This window comes from Bacillus sp. EU55, assembly GCF_038005925.1.
GTDB classification, from domain to species: Bacteria; Bacillota; Bacilli; order Bacillales; family Bacillaceae; genus Bacillus; species Bacillus velezensis.
The window spans coordinates 3,132,298-3,147,705 of the sequence record NZ_JBBOUE010000001.1 but is presented as its reverse complement, the minus strand read 5'-3'; the positions used below and the strand labels follow the sequence as shown (position 1 = coordinate 3,147,705).

At 42.2% G+C, this 15,408-nt stretch carries 17 protein-coding genes and 2 pseudogenes; 5 read left to right on the top strand and 14 right to left on the bottom strand.

The features are described 5' to 3' along the window. Nucleotides 1-79: 79 nt before the first annotated feature. Nucleotides 80-877, top strand: coding sequence for a phosphotransferase family protein (locus NYE50_RS15985; protein WP_003152355.1), 798 nt, complete (start codon nucleotides 80-82; stop codon nucleotides 875-877). Here the strand turns inward: NYE50_RS15985 and NYE50_RS15980 are convergent, their stop codons facing one another. Further along, nucleotides 878-1,156, bottom strand: a complete 279-nt coding sequence (locus tag NYE50_RS15980) for a YtzH-like family protein (protein ID WP_003152357.1) — start codon at nucleotides 1,154-1,156, stop codon at nucleotides 878-880. A 185-nt stretch (nucleotides 1,157-1,341) separates the two neighbouring features. On the opposite strand from NYE50_RS15980, the gene trmB reads away from it, so the two are divergent. Then, on the top strand, nucleotides 1,342-1,995 hold the full coding sequence (gene trmB / locus NYE50_RS15975; RefSeq protein WP_003152359.1) for a tRNA (guanosine(46)-N7)-methyltransferase TrmB: 654 nt from the start codon (nucleotides 1,342-1,344) through the stop codon (nucleotides 1,993-1,995). A gap of 42 nt (nucleotides 1,996-2,037) precedes the next feature. On the opposite strand, the gene NYE50_RS15970 is transcribed toward trmB, so the two are convergent. Further along, nucleotides 2,038-3,188 (bottom strand): IS3 family transposase gene (locus tag NYE50_RS15970; RefSeq protein WP_099721935.1). Its coding sequence is split into 2 segments (ribosomal slippage): nucleotides 2,038-2,915 and nucleotides 2,915-3,188, totalling 1,152 coding nucleotides; the frame shifts between segments, so codons are not numbered across the junction. Between the two features lie 155 nt (nucleotides 3,189-3,343). Between NYE50_RS15970 and NYE50_RS15965 the strand changes: the two genes are divergently transcribed. Both NYE50_RS15965 and NYE50_RS15960 read left to right on the top strand, forming a co-directional pair. Then, the gene (locus tag NYE50_RS15965; protein WP_012118216.1) at nucleotides 3,344-4,189 is read left to right on the top strand and encodes a YtnP family quorum-quenching lactonase; all 846 of its coding nucleotides are present in this window, start codon (nucleotides 3,344-3,346) and stop codon (nucleotides 4,187-4,189) included. Between the two features lie 78 nt (nucleotides 4,190-4,267). Then, entirely contained in the window at nucleotides 4,268-5,965 is a 1,698-nt protein-coding gene (locus NYE50_RS15960) for an NAD-dependent malic enzyme (RefSeq protein ID WP_007408782.1), read from the top strand. Nucleotides 5,966-6,020: 55 nt separating this feature from the next. On the opposite strand, the gene NYE50_RS15955 is transcribed toward NYE50_RS15960, so the two are convergent. Next, a complete protein-coding gene (locus NYE50_RS15955; protein WP_159354480.1) occupies nucleotides 6,021-6,338 on the bottom strand; it encodes a PepSY domain-containing protein in 318 nt (105 codons plus the stop codon). A gap of 158 nt (nucleotides 6,339-6,496) precedes the next feature. Here NYE50_RS15955 and NYE50_RS15950 point away from each other — a divergent pair, with 158 nt between their 5' ends. Further along, nucleotides 6,497-7,570, top strand: coding sequence for a M42 family metallopeptidase (locus tag NYE50_RS15950; protein WP_060964525.1), 1,074 nt, complete (start codon nucleotides 6,497-6,499; stop codon nucleotides 7,568-7,570). Between the two features lie 588 nt (nucleotides 7,571-8,158). Here the strand turns inward: NYE50_RS15950 and NYE50_RS15945 are convergent. The 11 genes and pseudogenes from NYE50_RS15945 to NYE50_RS15895 form a co-directional block, all read right to left on the bottom strand. Further along, complete coding sequence (locus tag NYE50_RS15945) at nucleotides 8,159-8,593, bottom strand: DUF421 domain-containing protein (protein WP_072557218.1); 435 nt, start codon at nucleotides 8,591-8,593, stop codon at nucleotides 8,159-8,161. 60 nt (nucleotides 8,594-8,653) lie between these two features. Beyond that, a pseudogene (locus tag NYE50_RS15940) lies at nucleotides 8,654-8,707 on the bottom strand (hypothetical protein); the annotation flags it as partial. Between the two features lie 245 nt (nucleotides 8,708-8,952). Then, nucleotides 8,953-10,446, bottom strand: coding sequence for a phospholipase D-like domain-containing protein (locus NYE50_RS15935; protein WP_017695658.1), 1,494 nt, complete (start codon nucleotides 10,444-10,446; stop codon nucleotides 8,953-8,955). 353 nt (nucleotides 10,447-10,799) lie between these two features. Beyond that, nucleotides 10,800-11,307: pseudogene (locus tag NYE50_RS15930) on the bottom strand (DUF421 domain-containing protein). A gap of 115 nt (nucleotides 11,308-11,422) precedes the next feature. Continuing rightward, nucleotides 11,423-12,283 (bottom strand): DUF421 domain-containing protein, encoded by an 861-nt coding sequence (locus NYE50_RS15925; RefSeq protein ID WP_159354242.1) that lies wholly within the window; start codon nucleotides 12,281-12,283, stop codon nucleotides 11,423-11,425. 29 nt (nucleotides 12,284-12,312) lie between these two features. Beyond that, nucleotides 12,313-12,519 carry a DUF1657 domain-containing protein gene (locus NYE50_RS15920; RefSeq protein ID WP_009336483.1) on the bottom strand — a complete coding sequence of 69 codons (207 nt, stop codon included), beginning with the start codon at nucleotides 12,517-12,519 and terminating at the stop codon, nucleotides 12,313-12,315. Between the two features lie 11 nt (nucleotides 12,520-12,530). Then, on the bottom strand, nucleotides 12,531-12,881 hold the full coding sequence (spoVAE, locus tag NYE50_RS15915) for a stage V sporulation protein AE (RefSeq protein WP_041345364.1): 351 nt from the start codon (nucleotides 12,879-12,881) through the stop codon (nucleotides 12,531-12,533). Continuing rightward, complete coding sequence (gene spoVAD, locus NYE50_RS15910; protein WP_159354243.1) at nucleotides 12,878-13,897, bottom strand: stage V sporulation protein AD; 1,020 nt, start codon at nucleotides 13,895-13,897, stop codon at nucleotides 12,878-12,880. Before spoVAD ends, spoVAE begins: the two co-directional genes overlap by 4 nt. Beyond that, a complete protein-coding gene (gene spoVAC / locus NYE50_RS15905) occupies nucleotides 13,897-14,376 on the bottom strand; it encodes a stage V sporulation protein AC (RefSeq protein ID WP_159354479.1) in 480 nt (159 codons plus the stop codon). The genes spoVAD and spoVAC overlap by 1 nt, the downstream gene beginning before the upstream one ends. A gap of 17 nt (nucleotides 14,377-14,393) precedes the next feature. Then, complete coding sequence (locus NYE50_RS15900; RefSeq protein WP_009336487.1) at nucleotides 14,394-14,867, bottom strand: YhcN/YlaJ family sporulation lipoprotein; 474 nt, start codon at nucleotides 14,865-14,867, stop codon at nucleotides 14,394-14,396. Between the two features lie 82 nt (nucleotides 14,868-14,949). Then, complete coding sequence (locus tag NYE50_RS15895; RefSeq protein ID WP_013352384.1) at nucleotides 14,950-15,156, bottom strand: DUF1657 domain-containing protein; 207 nt, start codon at nucleotides 15,154-15,156, stop codon at nucleotides 14,950-14,952. Nucleotides 15,157-15,408: the final 252 nt, after the last annotated feature.

Below are 15,408 nucleotides of genomic sequence, written 5' to 3'. Positions count from 1 at the left end.
TGACAGGCCGCTCCGCCAATAGAGAAAGGCTGGAGGCCTATTCTAAAATATTTTAAGAAATGATGGGTTGAACATTGATATGAACTGGTTGGGACAATTACTAGGTAGCGATTGGGAGATCTTCCCCGCCGGAGGAGCTACAGGAGATGCATATTATGCGAAACATAACGGCCAACAGCTTTTTTTAAAACGTAATAGCTCGCCCTTTTTAGCCGTGTTATCCGCCGAAGGCATTGTTCCGAAGCTGGTTTGGACGAAACGGATGGAAAACGGAGACGTTATTACGGCTCAGCATTGGATGGCGGGCAGGGAGCTGAAGGCAAAGGATATGAGCGGACGCCCGGTGGCTGAGCTGCTCCGCAAAATCCACACATCAAAAGCTTTGCTCGACATGCTGAAAAGATTGGGAAAAGAACCGCTTGATCCGGGCGCCCTTTTGTCGCAGCTGAAGCAGGCCGTCTTTGCCGTGCGGCAATTTTCGCCGCTTATTCAGGAAGGCCTTGCTTATTTGGAAGCTCATGTGGATCAGGTGCAATTCGGTGAAAAAGTCGTTTGCCATTGTGATGTGAATCATAATAACTGGCTTCTGTCTGAAGACAACCAGCTGTATTTAATAGATTGGGACGGCGCCATGATAGCCGATCCGGCCATGGATCTCGGCCCTTTATTGTATCATTACGTCGAAGAGCCAGCGTGGGACAGCTGGCTTGGGATGTACGGCATGAAGCTCACGGAAGGGCTTCGGCTGCGGATGGCGTGGTACATGTTATCGGAGACCATCACCTTCATCGCCTGGCACAAATCAAAAGGAAACGACAAAGCGTATCATGATGCCATGGAAGAGCTTCATGCCCTGATGAAGCGGATTGTCAAGTAGTCAGGAGTACGAATCCATCTGCTCCACCCATTGGGACAAATGGTTTTGGTGCTCCTGAATATGCGTGTCGATGGAATCGGCCGTGATGCCGGACTGGCTGTAGCGGTAGACATCCTCGAGCACGTTTTTTATATTTGAATCAAGCCCGGTGTTGGCCATCAGTGATTTGATGACGCGCTCCAGCTGTTCATACTCGGCAACCGTGCCGCAGCAATCCAATTGATGGTCGGCCAGTATGTCCTTTAATAACCGGACCTGATGTTCGCTTGTTAAGCCCATGATTCATATACACATCCTTTCTGTGTCATACATTGTGCAAAGAGGTGCGGTTTTATGCATCACATGAGTGTTCCGGACCGGGGAGCCTCTTTTTTTATGCAGCCGGCGCCTTTAAAAGGCGCTTGCGGCTCTTTATGTTTCATGGTATGTTGTTACTCGAAATTATAGATAGAGGTGTCAATCATATGAGAATGCGCCATAAACCTTGGGCGAATGATTTTCTGGCAGAAAACGCTGACATCGCCATCAGTGATCCGGCCCAGTATAAAGGGCGGTGGAACACGGTCTTTGGCAATGACAACCCGATCCATATTGAAGTCGGTACGGGAAAAGGGCAGTTCATTTCAGGAATGGCCAAGCAGAATCCGGATATCAACTATATCGGGATTGAGCTGTTTAAAAGCGTCATCGTCACTGCCGTCCAAAAAGTAAAGGACAGCGGGGCTCACAATGTCCGTTTGTTAAATATAGACGCGGAAACACTGAATGACGTATTTGAACGGGGAGAAATCAAGCGCGTATATCTAAACTTTTCTGACCCGTGGCCGAAAAACCGCCACGAAAAGCGCCGTTTAACATTTAAAACGTTCTTGAAAAAATACGAAGAAGTGATGGGCGAAACAGGTGAGATTCATTTTAAAACCGATAACCGCGGGTTATTCGAATACTCTCTGAAAAGCTTTTCCGAATACGGCCTGCTTCTGACGGAAGTCAGCCTTGATCTGCACAACAGCGATCCGAAGGGCAATATTATGACAGAATACGAAGAAAAATTCTCCGCGCTCGGTCAGCCGATTTACCGGGCCGAAGTTGAATGGAGAACAAAAGACAGACTCTGATGGGGACTGACCCCTGTTTTTGAGACAGGGATCAAAACACCTTCATACAGCCAATTGCCGATATTGTATCGGCGATTGGCTGTTTAGTTTCGTTTGAATACGAATATTGTTATAATAATGAATGTATTCTATGGCAGTGCGTTCTACGATGGTCGTCGTAGTTCGATCAATGCTGTTAAGATAGAACGTTTCAGACTTTAGTGAGGAATGAAACGATTCGATGGAGGCATTATCAGCGGGCGTCCCTTTGCGGGACATGCTCATGGTAATGCCTTTTGTTTTAACAGCTTTCTGATACTCATAAGATGTATAAACAGAACCTTGGTCACTATGTAACACGCAGTTCTCTGGCAGTGCGGGCAGCTGATCAAGTGTGTGTAAGACAAAGTCTGTGTCCTGTCTATCGCCAATTGTAAAAGCAATCACTTCTCCATTGTATAAATCCAATATACTGGAAAGATACAATTGTTTCTGCCCATAAGGCAAATATGTGATATCCGTTACTAGCTTTTCCAGAGGGCGTTCAGACTGAAAGTTTCGATCCAATATATTCTCGGCCACGGCATATGGCTGCCCATCTTTCTTGCGCTTTTTCACCTTAACCCGGCATTGCCACTGATTCTTCTGCATAATGCGCTGAACCGTTTTATGATTCACACGCATTCCCTTTTTTAATATGGCTGTGATTTTCCGATAGCCATATCGAAACTTGTGTTCTCGGCACAACGTGCCGATTTGTTTTTCTAAATGGTATTTAGGGTTATCTTTCATCAGATTCTTCTTCCAACGATAATAAGATGCTCGTGAGATACCTAAATGAATACAGATATCCTGTATGGTCATTGTGCCGCGCAATGCTTCTACAAGCTCGACTGGCGTTTCGCTATCAGCTTCCTTTCCAATTCGTTGCACTTTTTTAAAACTTCATTCTGTTGTCTCAGATAACGATTTTCTGCCTGCAGTTTCTCTAATTCGGAAGAATACTCCGGGCCTTTTCCGTAAGTGTATTGCTTTCCGACAGGCTGTTCGAATCGATGTGTATCCCCAGTCTTATGCCATCTAACCCATGTCTGAACCTGTGTCTTATTCTTAATATTCAATTCCTGCATGATCTCTTTCATAGGCACGCCTGCCAATCTCATTTCTACAGCCTTCTGTTTCACTTCAACCGGATAACTCACTCTTGTCCCCATAGAAAAAACACCTCCAAGTCTAATTTCGGCTAACAATCATCCGTTTTCAAACTTGAAGGTGTTTTTTGTTTGTCTCATCTTATGGGGTCAGTCCCGATGCGGGAGTCTGTTTTTTTATGCCGCCATTTGCTACCATTACATCAGGAGGGATCAAGATGGAGACATTGAATATTGGGAATATTTCATTAACATGGCTGGACGGCGGTGTAACGCATATGGACGGCGGAGCGATGTTCGGCGTTGTTCCGAAACCTTTATGGTCGAGAAAATACCCCGTAAATGACAAAAACCAGATTGAATTAAGAACAGACCCGATTCTGATCAGAAAAAACGGCCTGAATATATTGGTTGACGCGGGTATCGGCCGAGGGAAGTTCTCTGATAAACAAAAAAGGAATTACGGCGTAACACAGGAATCCAATCTGAAACAATCTCTTCGTGACCTCGGGCTTTCTTGTGAGGACATTCATATTGCCGCGATGACCCATCTTCATTTTGACCATGCATGCGGCCTGACGGAGTACAGCGGAGAGGAGCTTGTCTCTGTTTTCCCGAATGCCCGCATTATCACTTCTGCAACAGAGTGGCGCGAAATGAGAAACCCTAATATCAGATCGAAAAATACATATTGGAGAGAAAATTGGGAGGCGGTACAAGATCAGGTCGAAACCTTTGAAAACGAGTATCAGCTGACAGAAGGCATTACGATGCACCACACCGGCGGCCACAGCGACGGCCACAGCGTCATCGTCTTAGAAGACGGTGGGGAGGCGGCTGTGCATTTTGCCGACCTGATGCCGACGAATGCGCACAAAAATCCGTTATGGGTGCTGGCCTATGATGATTATCCGATGACCTCTATTCCAGAAAAGCAGAAATGGCAGACGTTCGCGGCAGAAAAAGACGCCTGGCTGATTTTCTATCACGACGCGATTTACAGAGCGGTAAAATGGGGAGAAGACGGCGAAGTGGCTGCATCTGTCAAACGGGAGAAAAAATAAGCGGATCGATGATTTGCCTGTATGAATTTCGGGAATAAAAGCAAACCTAAGACAAATTGCTTTGAAAGGAAGAGACAGGTGAATCAATTTCAAGTGACGAAAGATGGAGAAATCAAAACAACTCTGCGCGGATTAGAAGTGCTTTCTACGCCTTTTTTAAATAAAGGGGTGGCCTTTACACAGGAGGAAAGAAAGGAACTCGGGCTCGAGGGCTTTCTGCCGCCGAAAGTATTGACAATCGAAGAGCAGGCGAGGCGGGCCTATGAACAATTCAGTTCGCAGCCTGATGAGCTGAGCAAAAATGTCTACTTGACCGCTCTCCATGACCGGAATGAAACGTTATTTTACAGGCTGTTAAATGATCATTTAGGCGAAATGCTGCCGATCGTATATACGCCGACCGTCGGCACCGCGATCCAGCGTTACAGCCATGAGTACAGAAAACCCCGCGGTCTGTATTTGTCAATAGATGATCCTGAAGGAATGCGCGCCGCATTTCAGCAGTTCGGAAAAAATGAAAACATAGACTTAATCGTTGCCACAGATGCCGAGGGCATTCTGGGAATCGGTGACTGGGGCGTCGGCGGCATCGCCATTTCTGTCGGAAAACTCGCGGTATATACGGCGGCGGCCGGAATTGATCCGTCACGAGTGCTTGCGGTCGTATTGGACGCGGGGACAAATCAGGAAAGCCTCTTAAATGACCCGCTGTATGTCGGAAACCAGCATTCAAGAGTGCGCGGCGAGAAATATGACCGCTTTATTGATGAGTATGTCTCGCTTGCCCGGGAAACATTCCCGAATGCGCTGCTTCATTGGGAGGATTTCGGTACGGCTAACGCCCGCGGCATATTAAAACGGTATAAAGATAAAGTCTGTACGTTTAACGATGACATTCAAGGAACGGGCGCGGTATCGCTTGCAGCTGTTTTAGCGTGTGCAAAAGCATCAAAAGTGCCTTTAAAAGAGCATAAAGTCGTCGTCTTCGGCGCGGGAACGGCCGGTATTGGAATTGCTGAGCAGCTGCGCGAAGCCATGGTGCATGACGGATTAAGCGAAGAAGAATCCTACAGCCATTTTTGGTGTATCGACAGAAACGGATTGTTAACGGATGATATGAAGGACTTGCGTGATTTTCAGGTTCCGTACGCGCGCCCTGCTGATGAAGTGAAAGAGTACGGCCGCAGCGGTGAAGGCGGATCAATTGATCTGGCGGAGACGGTGCGTCAGGCCAAGCCGACGATTCTGATCGGCACATCCACCGTATCAGGCGCATTTACGGAAGAAATCGTCAAAGAAATGGCCTCGCATGTCAAACGGCCCGCTATTTTGCCGATGTCAAACCCGACGACATTATCAGAAGCAAAACCTGAAGATTTGATTAAATGGACGGAAGGCCGCGCGCTTGTCACTACGGGTAGTCCGTTTCCGCCTGTTGCGTATAACGGCGTTACCTACCATATCGGACAGGCGAACAACGCGCTCGTATTCCCGGGACTCGGACTCGGCACGATTGTGACAAAAGCAAGGCTCATTACGGACAATATGTTCGTTGCCTGCGCGAATGCCATCGCCGGTATGGTGGACGTCGGCAAGCCGGGGGCGCCGATGCTTCCGAAAGTGGAGGATCTCAGGACGGTATCGGCAACTGTGGCGGTAGCTGTAGCTAAAGCTGCGATTCAGGACGGTGTAGCGGAAACGGAACCCGAGGATCTGATCCAAGCGGTGCAGGACGCGATGTGGCACCCCGTATATAAACGAATTCGGCCGATGTAACCGAATAAAGCCCAAAACGCTGATGGTTTTGGGCTTTATTTTTTGCTTGTCCGAATTATGAGGCGACAGAATCAATGACATCGACAATCTGGCCTGTTTTTGCATTGACCATAACTTCATATTGCTCCAGTTCGCCGAATGCCGAACGTGTCACGCCGGTCTTGTATATCTGGATGGTTTCTCCGTTTACCTGGTAGGGCTCGGGCTCTGTGTAAATCCATGATCCGTCTATCGGCCCGCGCTGTTTAAAAGCCGCTTTCACGATACGGAGCGCTTTTTCTGAAGAGATATAAGGTTTCATCGCATACTTTTTCACTGCGATGGCAGCGCATAATCCGACTCCTGCACCTAAGAGAAAATGACGTAATTTCAATATGAAGCACCTCCAATTATGTCGTAGTTTTTATTATACAGAAGATGCCAGACGGTGTTAAGTAAAGCGGCGGTTTTACAGCCCATTCAATCTGAGCGCTTGGAAAACGGTTGTTTTTCTAATAAAATAAAAGCATTACATAGAAATGAGGGGAAAATATGAATGAGGAAACGAAAACGCTTTTCCGGACGCTGACGCAGCTTCCCGGCGCACCGGGAAATGAACATCAGGTCCGCTCCTTTATGAAACGGGAGCTTGCGAAATATGCGGATGACATCGTGCAGGACAGACTCGGAAGTGTTTTCGGAGTAAGGCGCGGCGCTGAAGATGCGCCGACCGTTATGGTAGCCGGCCATATGGATGAAGTCGGATTTATGGTAACGCAGATTACGGATAACGGCATGCTGAGATTTCAGACGCTCGGCGGCTGGTGGAGTCAGGTGCTGCTTGCCCAGCGCGTCGAGGTGCAGACGGATAACGGACCGGTCATCGGCGTCATCTCAAGCATCCCGCCCCACATTTTAACGGATGCCCAGCGCGCAAAGCCGATGGAGATCAAAAATATGATGATTGATATCGGTGCCGATGACAGAGAGGACGCGGTCAAAATGGGGATCAGACCGGGACAGCAGGTCGTGCCGGTCTGCCCGTTCACCCCGATGGCCAACGAGAAGAAAATATTGTCCAAAGCGTGGGATAACCGCTACGGCTGCGGGTTAAGCATTGAATTATTAAAAGAGCTGCACGGAAAAGACCTGCCGAACAATCTGTACGCCGGGGCCACCGTACAGGAGGAAGTCGGCTTGAGAGGGGCGCAGACAGCGGCCAATATGATTCAGCCTGATCTCTTCTTCGCGCTTGATGCCAGCCCGGCAAATGATATGAGCGGCGATAAGGAGCTGTTCGGCCGTCTCGGCGAGGGGGTGCTGCTCCGCATTCTCGACAGAACGACGGTCATGCACCGCGGGATGAGAGAGTTCGTCCTTGATATGGCGGAAACGCACAATATCCCTTATCAATATTTCGCTTCAGGCGGGGGAACGGATGCCGGACGGGTCCACATATCAAACAGCGGGGTTCCGTCTGCCGTCATCGGCATTTGTTCAAGATACATTCATACAAATGCCGCTATCATCCATGTCGATGATTATGCCGCGGCGAAAGAAATGCTCATTAAGCTGGTCATGGCGAGTGACAAACAGACGGTCGAAACGATCAGAGAAAATGTGTAAAAAAAGCAGTTAATAAGGACTCTTGAATACTTATTGACTGCTTTGTCTAAATTCTGTTTTAAGTGGAATTATGTAGACAATTATTTGTTTTGAATATAAAAGTAAAGCATATTTAAAATAGAAATATGTAACACATATTGCTTCTCAGATTATTATCAAAAATAAACAATCTCGAACCTTTATTGCACTGATAAACATAGTGTCACAAGAAGTGCTGAACAGGTTGTGTATTGGGTATCATGATGAACATCTAAATCAATTATTTTTGAGATGGACTACCTAAAACTTTTCAGAGAGAATAAATGAAATACCTTACTTACATGAATGGCTGGTGAATTGAACGTAAAGAGGTTCGATTCACCAGCTTTTTTATATAAAAAAGTTAAAACATATAAAATTCCCGCTATTTGGGGTAGCGTCAGGAAAATGCGGATTTACAACGTTAAGGAAACCAAAATATAAAAAGTCTAATTTCTCGGTGTTATAAGTGAAAAATTAGGCTTTAGTTACTTCATTAAAGCGCCTGATTGTTGAAGACTAAAGTTTATATTCACCAAGAAAATTGATGTGCTCTTATCCTAACAAATTTTATTTAGGACTTACATGTATGCCTTCACTCTCTCGCCAATCTGCGTAAAGTATACGCTTTACATTATCATATCCATTGGTAGTTAATTGGTTATCTAACCACTGTTGATCAAATCCGAGTTCATGTAAATTATCCCATAAAATTTCCCCATCTATAATTAACGATGTTGGGAGGTCTACTGGACTTTCTGGAAGATTGAGATCTGGTTTTTGATACTTGGATTTTAATAATAAACTTATTTGCCCATTAGCTTCCAATATACCGTATTTGACTTCGCGAACTGAAAAGACATTATTTTGACGGAGTATACTCAATACTTGATTTACATCCAATTTGTTCTTTGTAAGTAACTTTCTGTCCATAACACCATCTCGAATGATGATGTTAGGATTGCCTAATAAGAGAGAACGTGTCGATTTATTTTTTAGAGTCATAAACTCTATTCCCAACATAAGAAACGTCCACAATCCGATGGCATATAAAAAATGAAAAATCCCTACCTTATCTTCATAAATGTTATTTCCTAAAAAATCTCCAAGTACTAACACAAAAACTAAGTGAAACGGGGTTTAACTGATAGATGGATTCTGCCTGTTATGATAATGATAAAAAATAAAGTTGCAAAACCTACTATGACTTTGATTGTCAGTAAACCCAAAAAAACTTCACCCAAAATTTATTCCTCCATTTTATATTTCACTCGATTTCAAAAATCCTCATGTTTTAAAATATTTATATTACAACATGTAAGCTAATTAAAATCAGAAAGATAAATAATACCGGTTTTTTCAACTTATAATAATGGAGAAAGCACGCGAGCACCCTGTTCAACAATGCGCTCGGTCAGGGATCGTTGCACCAAGTCTTCAATTCTTAATGGTACAGAATCAGTAAGATCCCTCTCGAACTGCTCTGTGAGTTCCCTTGCCACATCAGCACTGTACACGACTTGACACACCTCATAATTCAGGCGAAAACTTCTCATATCATAGTTTGCTGAGCCTACGGCAGCAATCTCCTCATCGATGGTCAACACCTTCGCATGTATCATTCCTTTGTCGTACTGGTAGATTTGAACTCCAGCTTCTATAAGTTCTCCGTAATAAGTACGGCTTGCAAGACCCACGATTTTTTGATTATTGTGGCGAGGAACCAGCAATCTTACACGGACACCACGAGTTACTGCTGTCTTTAATGCCATGATAATATCCGTTTCTGGTACAAAATAGGGTGTTGTTAAATCAATAGTCTTGGTCGCCTGTGTTATACATATAAAGTAAGCTTGCCGAATGACTGGGGTAGGAATTCCAGGGTTTCCTTCCAACGTATGGATATACGCTTTATGCAATGTCCTAGTTTTTCCGGATATGTCCATTTCTTTATCATCAAGGGTGCTCAACTCTGATCCCAATTCGGCTGACCATTTGGAATGATCTGCTCTGCCGATTGAATTGATTTTCGTTACCTCTGATTTTGTTTTCAAATTTGTTTTTGATTTTATCCTTTCCGGCACAGCGATTTCCCAATGAACATCAAAAACAGTCTGCAAGTCGCCTGTTGCTTCCCCTATAATTTGCAAATGAGTGTCCCTCCAAAATCCTACGTCTGGCTTTAATCCTGTATATTCATACCCAACGTTCATACCGCCAGTAAAGGATTCCTTTCTGTCAATCGTCACAATCTTACAATGATCCCGATAATTCCAATTGGACAAAATCCAGGGAAATCGCAGAGGAAATATTGTCCTGCATTCTATCCCTGCTTCAACCATCTGCCGGATTTTTTCACGCGGGAATTTATAACTCCCCAAGCTATCTCTCATAAAACGAACCTGCACTCCATTTAATGCTTTTTCGATTAGCAGTTCTGTGATTCGATTACCAATTTGGTCGTTCCGATAGATGAAATATTCCAGATCAATGGTTTCTTGGGCTTTTTGCAGGGATACAAGGAGTTGATCATATTTTGCTATCCCATTGTTAAACACTTGGACTTGGCCCATTCGAAGCCCATTCACAGTGAAATGCCGTAAAGCATTGGCAATTACCGATGCTGAAGCACCGAATGTCTCAGGTAATTTGTTAGATTCATTTTTAGAACAGGTCAATCTTTTTCGATGAATAAACTTAGGGTTTGATATGCTAAGATATAGCCAGAAACCAATGACAGGTAAAAAAAGGACGATTATTATCCAATTCAAAGCCTTGGCAGGCCGACGAACTTCCCAAATTGCTATGAATAAGATAAAGAACGTATTTAACAGGTATAGATAAAAAATCCACTCCAACTGGAATCCCTCCTTCTGTTACTCTTAACATGTCCAAACTATGTAACCAGTATACGTATGGAATATGAAGGGATTGTCTGTTATATATTATGGACTACCTTTATAAGAACTTGTATAAGATATTAAGAACGAAAAAAAGAGAATTAAGGTTGGGAAAGTTCTGACATCAAGAAAGGCGTAATGATCTGGGCACTGTCCTAACTAGAGACTTAGTGATTTTGAAAATTACCATCTGGCAAATTCCTAAATATAGGTATAATTTTTTATAAATTTGGAAAATGAAAGTGGTAAATGCAATAAGAAGTAAATAAGAGAAAACATTAATTTATATTGGGAGGGAAATCGTCTTAAAATTAGTCGTTAACATCTTTTTTGTTAATGGTTAATGAATGATCGGTATCTCTAACAGCAGCATAAAAAAAATCTTTGATTTGAAGATATCCCTTTGCCTTTAGTTCTTCCTTTAACCACTTTTCATTTTTGTTGATAAATTTTAATTTACGCTTTTGCACTTTCCCTTCAATGACAACGGCTATGGGTAATCCGCGGTATTCCACTTTCATATGTAAATCTTTTGGAGTAATAGGAACTAATTCTTTTCTTGGAAAAATGCTAATTTCACCTGTTGCTTCCAAAATCGCATATTCATTATCGTGAATATCCGGATATCCTGTTGTTCTTAAATTAGACAACAGCTCAGGTAAAGGATATCTACTTTCCTTTAACTTTCGATTAAGATAAAAAAAGAATCGCTCCAAAATCATGAGGGGTAAGTTGGGCTAGAGCTGATTTCCCTAAAATATTTACTGCTACAATAAACACAATATAGATAAAAATAACTTTAACTAAAAAAATAGACACTTCTAACACCTCGTAAAAAAATTCACCTTAGTCCGAAATTGGACTAAGGTTTTTAAACTTATTTCAATTAAAAATGGTATCTTTTTTTCGTCATGTATGAATCTAAGCTAAATCCTTATCCTTTTAAAATAGGGGTCACTTTATCAATGGCTTCTTGTAATTTTTCACTGTTTAACCTATACATTTGTTTGGCGTCTTTTGATTCCGTTCCAAGAGCAAATAGTTCTAAGTCTGCTTGACATTTTTTCAAGGTTGAAAGAATTAAGGGTCTTTCTTGTGGGGGTGCGACTTGTAATTTATCGTCAAACAGATCAATCGTTAACTCTCCGTAAGAATTAACCTGTCCCAGAAATACATTTTCAATCGTTACCCCTAGTTTTTCTAATTCAGTTTGTAGCCAAGCCCGACTTCGTCCAATCGTGGCTAGTGGTTCATCCATTATTGTACCATCCATAATAATGGTCTGAGGCTCCTTGATTGAAGCAACCTTCAAGTTTATATCCTTTGCTGTTAAAGGTTGATTTTCTTTCTTTAGCATCACAGATAAATCACCTGTTGCCTCTAAAACAGCAAATTCTACATCAGAGACTTGAAAGACATCCTTCCTGCGAAGGAGATCTAACAGTTCATCTGTCGTATATCTTTCCTTTTTTAAATTATCTTCCATAATCTTCCCATCTTTGATAAATACAGTTGCTTTTCCTTCTACAAAATTTCGAAAACGTTTACTTTTTAATGAAATTAAACCAGCGAAAAAGGGAATAGCCGCAAAAATGACAATTCCAATAATTCCGTGAAAAATGTTCCGTTCAAGTCCTATAGCCACTTCTGCACCAATATTCCCAATAGAAATACCGGTGACATATTCAAAGAAAGTTAGTTCGGAAATTTGCTTTTTCCCTAACCCTTTTGTAATGAAAAATAAAACAGCAATAAATAATACTGAGCGTACAGCTATATCTAACCATTCAGGCACTGCTTACACCTCCTGTAAATATAGTTTTTCTAGAAACCTTTGTACTGAAGTTCCTCTCCTTCTAGTTCTCCTACTCTTTTTTTTAAATCTTTTGTTACTTCGTGTACTACCATCATAGCCTCATGCAAAGTTCGCTTCGATTCATCATCAAGAGTCCGTAATGCTAAACTTGAGAGACTTGCTTCTACCCCTTTTAGACTGGCAAAACACTGTTTAACATCTGATCCTACTGTCATCCTAATTCTCCTTATCCTTTTGGCTTAAAAATTAAAGCTCCTATCATGCCGAAAACAATGGAAGCTGTAATACCAGAACTAGTTACTTCAAACATTCCTGTCAGTACACCAACTAACCCATGTTTTTCTGCTTCCTGCATCGCACCATGAACAAGAGAATTCCCAAAATTTGTAATCGGAACGGTAGCCCCTGCCCCAGCAAAATCAATCAAAGGCTCGTATAGTCCAAATCCATCTAAAAGCGCCCCAATCACTACAAGAGCACTTAAGGTATGACCTGGTGTCAATTTAAATACATCAAACATAATTTGCCCAATGATACAAATTAAACCGCCTACGACAAAAGCCCAAAAATAGATCATGTTAATTGTTCACCTCCGTATTCAATTGACACTGCATGGGCGATACAAGGAATTGTTTCATTTTGCTGAAAGGACAACGGTGAAAGCAAAGCACCTGTAGCCACAACTAACATGCGTTTAAATTCACCATTTTTCATGCGGTTTAATAAATGCCCATAAACTACCGTTGCTGAACAGCCTGCACCGCTTGCCCCTGCAAGAACGGGTTGTCCTTCCCGATAAATCATAAGGCCACAATCTTGGTATTGTTCTTCACTAATAGGAGTTCCATGCTTTTTAAATAGATCCATGGACACTTCCTGTCCGATTTGGCCAAGGTCACCGGTTACAATTAAATCGTAATAAGATGGCTCAACATTTCGTTCCTTTAAATGGGCTTCAATGGTATCAACCGCAGCTGGCGCCATAGCTCCTCCCATGTTAAATGGATCTGTCAATCCCATATCGATTACACGACCAATTGTGGCAGATGTGACATGAGGTCCTTCCCCAGAATCACTTAATAGGGCTGCACCTGCACCAGTAACCGTCCATTGTGCCGTAGGTGGCTTTTGTCCACCATACTCAGTTGGATACCGAAATTGTTTTTCAACAGCTGTATCATGACTGGAAGCTCCTGTTAACAAATATTTCGCTCCTTTTGTATTTACAATATAAGCACCTAGAGCCAGTCCTTCCATCGAGGTAGAGCAAGCACCGAATAAGCCAAAATAAGGCGCTCCAATCGTTCTGCTAGCGAAACTAGTCGGGGTAATCTGGTTGATTAGGTCTCCTGCGAGGATGAACTGAACCTGTTCCTTTTGGATTCCCCCTTTTTCCATGGCTTTTTGGCAAGCCTCTTCAAAAAGGATTTTATGTGCTTTCTCATAGGAATCCTGCCCAAGCCATAAATCAGCATGAAGAGTATCGAAATCATCTGGGATAGCACCATTGGCTTCAAATGGTCCACCAACGGTTCCAGTGGAGATAATGACAGGCTTTTGTTCGAAGATCCATGTACGATGACCTGCAAGCATTATAAACCACCCCATCTGATTAAAATTGTTTTAATTAAGGCAATGACAAAAGCAGAAAATACACCGAATAAAATAACCGATCCCGCCAATTTAAATATATTGCCGCCTACGCCCAGCACAAATCCTTCGGTTCGATGCTCAATGGCAGGCGATATAACCGCATTGCCAAAACCTGTTACAGGTACAGCTGTTCCAGCCCCACCAAATTGGGCCATTCGATCATATACGCCAAAACCAGTAAGAAGCATTGTAATAAAAATTAACGTACCCACCGTCGGATTTCCGGCCGTTTGCTCAGTAAAATCGAAATAATAAATGTAAAAGTCTGAAATAAGCTGACCAATCAAACAAATAAGTCCACCGGTTAAAAAGGCCTTAATACAATTTTTAACAACCGGTCTTTTGATCTCTCGTTGTTTTTGCAATTTTTGATATTCCTGTTGCACAGGAGTAAGTTGTTTCTTTTGATTGTTAGACATAACTCGATCCTTCCTCTTTAGGTTTGTTCCTTCATAAGACTTTTCAGTTTGTTCAAATCATTTTTTAAGTTCTTCTTATTCATATCGTTTTTTTTCAGTCTTTGCTCGACCTTTTCAAGTTCCCAGAATATTTTTTTATCAGTCGAAACAAAAACTTTATAGTCGGGATATTTTTTTTCTAAGTCGGATTTTACTGACTTCTCGATACTCTTTAATCGAAATCGATCAAAATTCTCAACTTTAATCGCTGCCATAAGCTCTTTATCAGTATTCACAGCTTTTACGTCTGTAATATCTTCCTTGGCAATTATCTTTTCTTTCGCATGATTGGCAACGGATTGATCAATTGGCTTACTTGTATGTACTTGTGAAATACCAAAAGTACTATTACCTTGAATAAATTCATTTTGATTACCATTACATCCTGATGCGAAACCAATGACCATTATAATAAAAAGTAGGTTTTTCAATGTGGTTATTTTATCTTTCAAAAAAATCACCTCCATGTTTTTCCATTATTTGAACAGCTGAAAAAAGGTTGGTTAAGAGGCCAACCTTTTTTCGCCTTACTAATTACTGTTGTTTGTATTGAGGTTCTTCTTGTTCGATTTGTTGAACACGTGGTTCAATGCTGTCTACAACGGATTGGGTTTGCTTAGCTGCATCTTGGTAAAGTTGCTTAGCTTGTTGATTATCTGTACTAAGAGCAAATGTTTCAAAACTTGCTTGAGCACTTTTCAATCCTGCTAGAGCTGTTTTAACGTCATTTATTACTGTCATGATAATTTCCTCCTTCTTGAATTTTTTTTACTCTTTTATTTTGCTTTATGGAGAATTTTTTATTCAATGATTTTTGGGAAATTTAAATCTAAATTATTTTTGACGTATAGCTCCATTTTTTCGATAATAACCCCTTTTCCATATCCCCATCATTTCTTCTATTTCTCGTTGACAGCAATAGCTCTTATAACTTTTCATTAAAGGAGACTTTAAATAATGGTAAGCATTTGATTAAAGGGATTCCTTGGGCAG

Excerpts from the sequence above, each read along its gene's own strand:
- NYE50_RS15985 (WP_003152355.1), top strand. The coding sequence starts at position 80 with ATGAACTGGTTGGGACAATTACTAGGTAGCGATTGGGAGATCTTCCCC.
- NYE50_RS15980 (WP_003152357.1), bottom strand. The coding sequence starts at position 1,156 with ATGGGCTTAACAAGCGAACATCAGGTCCGGTTATTAAAGGACATACTG.
- trmB (WP_003152359.1), top strand. The coding sequence starts at position 1,342 with ATGAGAATGCGCCATAAACCTTGGGCGAATGATTTTCTGGCAGAAAAC.
- NYE50_RS15965 (WP_012118216.1), top strand. The coding sequence starts at position 3,344 with ATGGAGACATTGAATATTGGGAATATTTCATTAACATGGCTGGACGGC.
- NYE50_RS15950 (WP_060964525.1), top strand. The coding sequence starts at position 6,497 with ATGAATGAGGAAACGAAAACGCTTTTCCGGACGCTGACGCAGCTTCCC.
- NYE50_RS15945 (WP_072557218.1), bottom strand. The coding sequence starts at position 8,593 with ATGACTCTAAAAAATAAATCGACACGTTCTCTCTTATTAGGCAATCCT.
- NYE50_RS15920 (WP_009336483.1), bottom strand. The coding sequence starts at position 12,519 with ATGACAGTAGGATCAGATGTTAAACAGTGTTTTGCCAGTCTAAAAGGG.
- spoVAE (WP_041345364.1), bottom strand. The coding sequence starts at position 12,881 with ATGATCTATTTTTGGGCTTTTGTCGTAGGCGGTTTAATTTGTATCATT.
- spoVAD (WP_159354243.1), bottom strand. The coding sequence starts at position 13,897 with ATGCTTGCAGGTCATCGTACATGGATCTTCGAACAAAAGCCTGTCATT.
- spoVAC (WP_159354479.1), bottom strand. The coding sequence starts at position 14,376 with ATGTCTAACAATCAAAAGAAACAACTTACTCCTGTGCAACAGGAATAT.
- NYE50_RS15895 (WP_013352384.1), bottom strand. The coding sequence starts at position 15,156 with ATGACAGTAATAAATGACGTTAAAACAGCTCTAGCAGGATTGAAAAGT.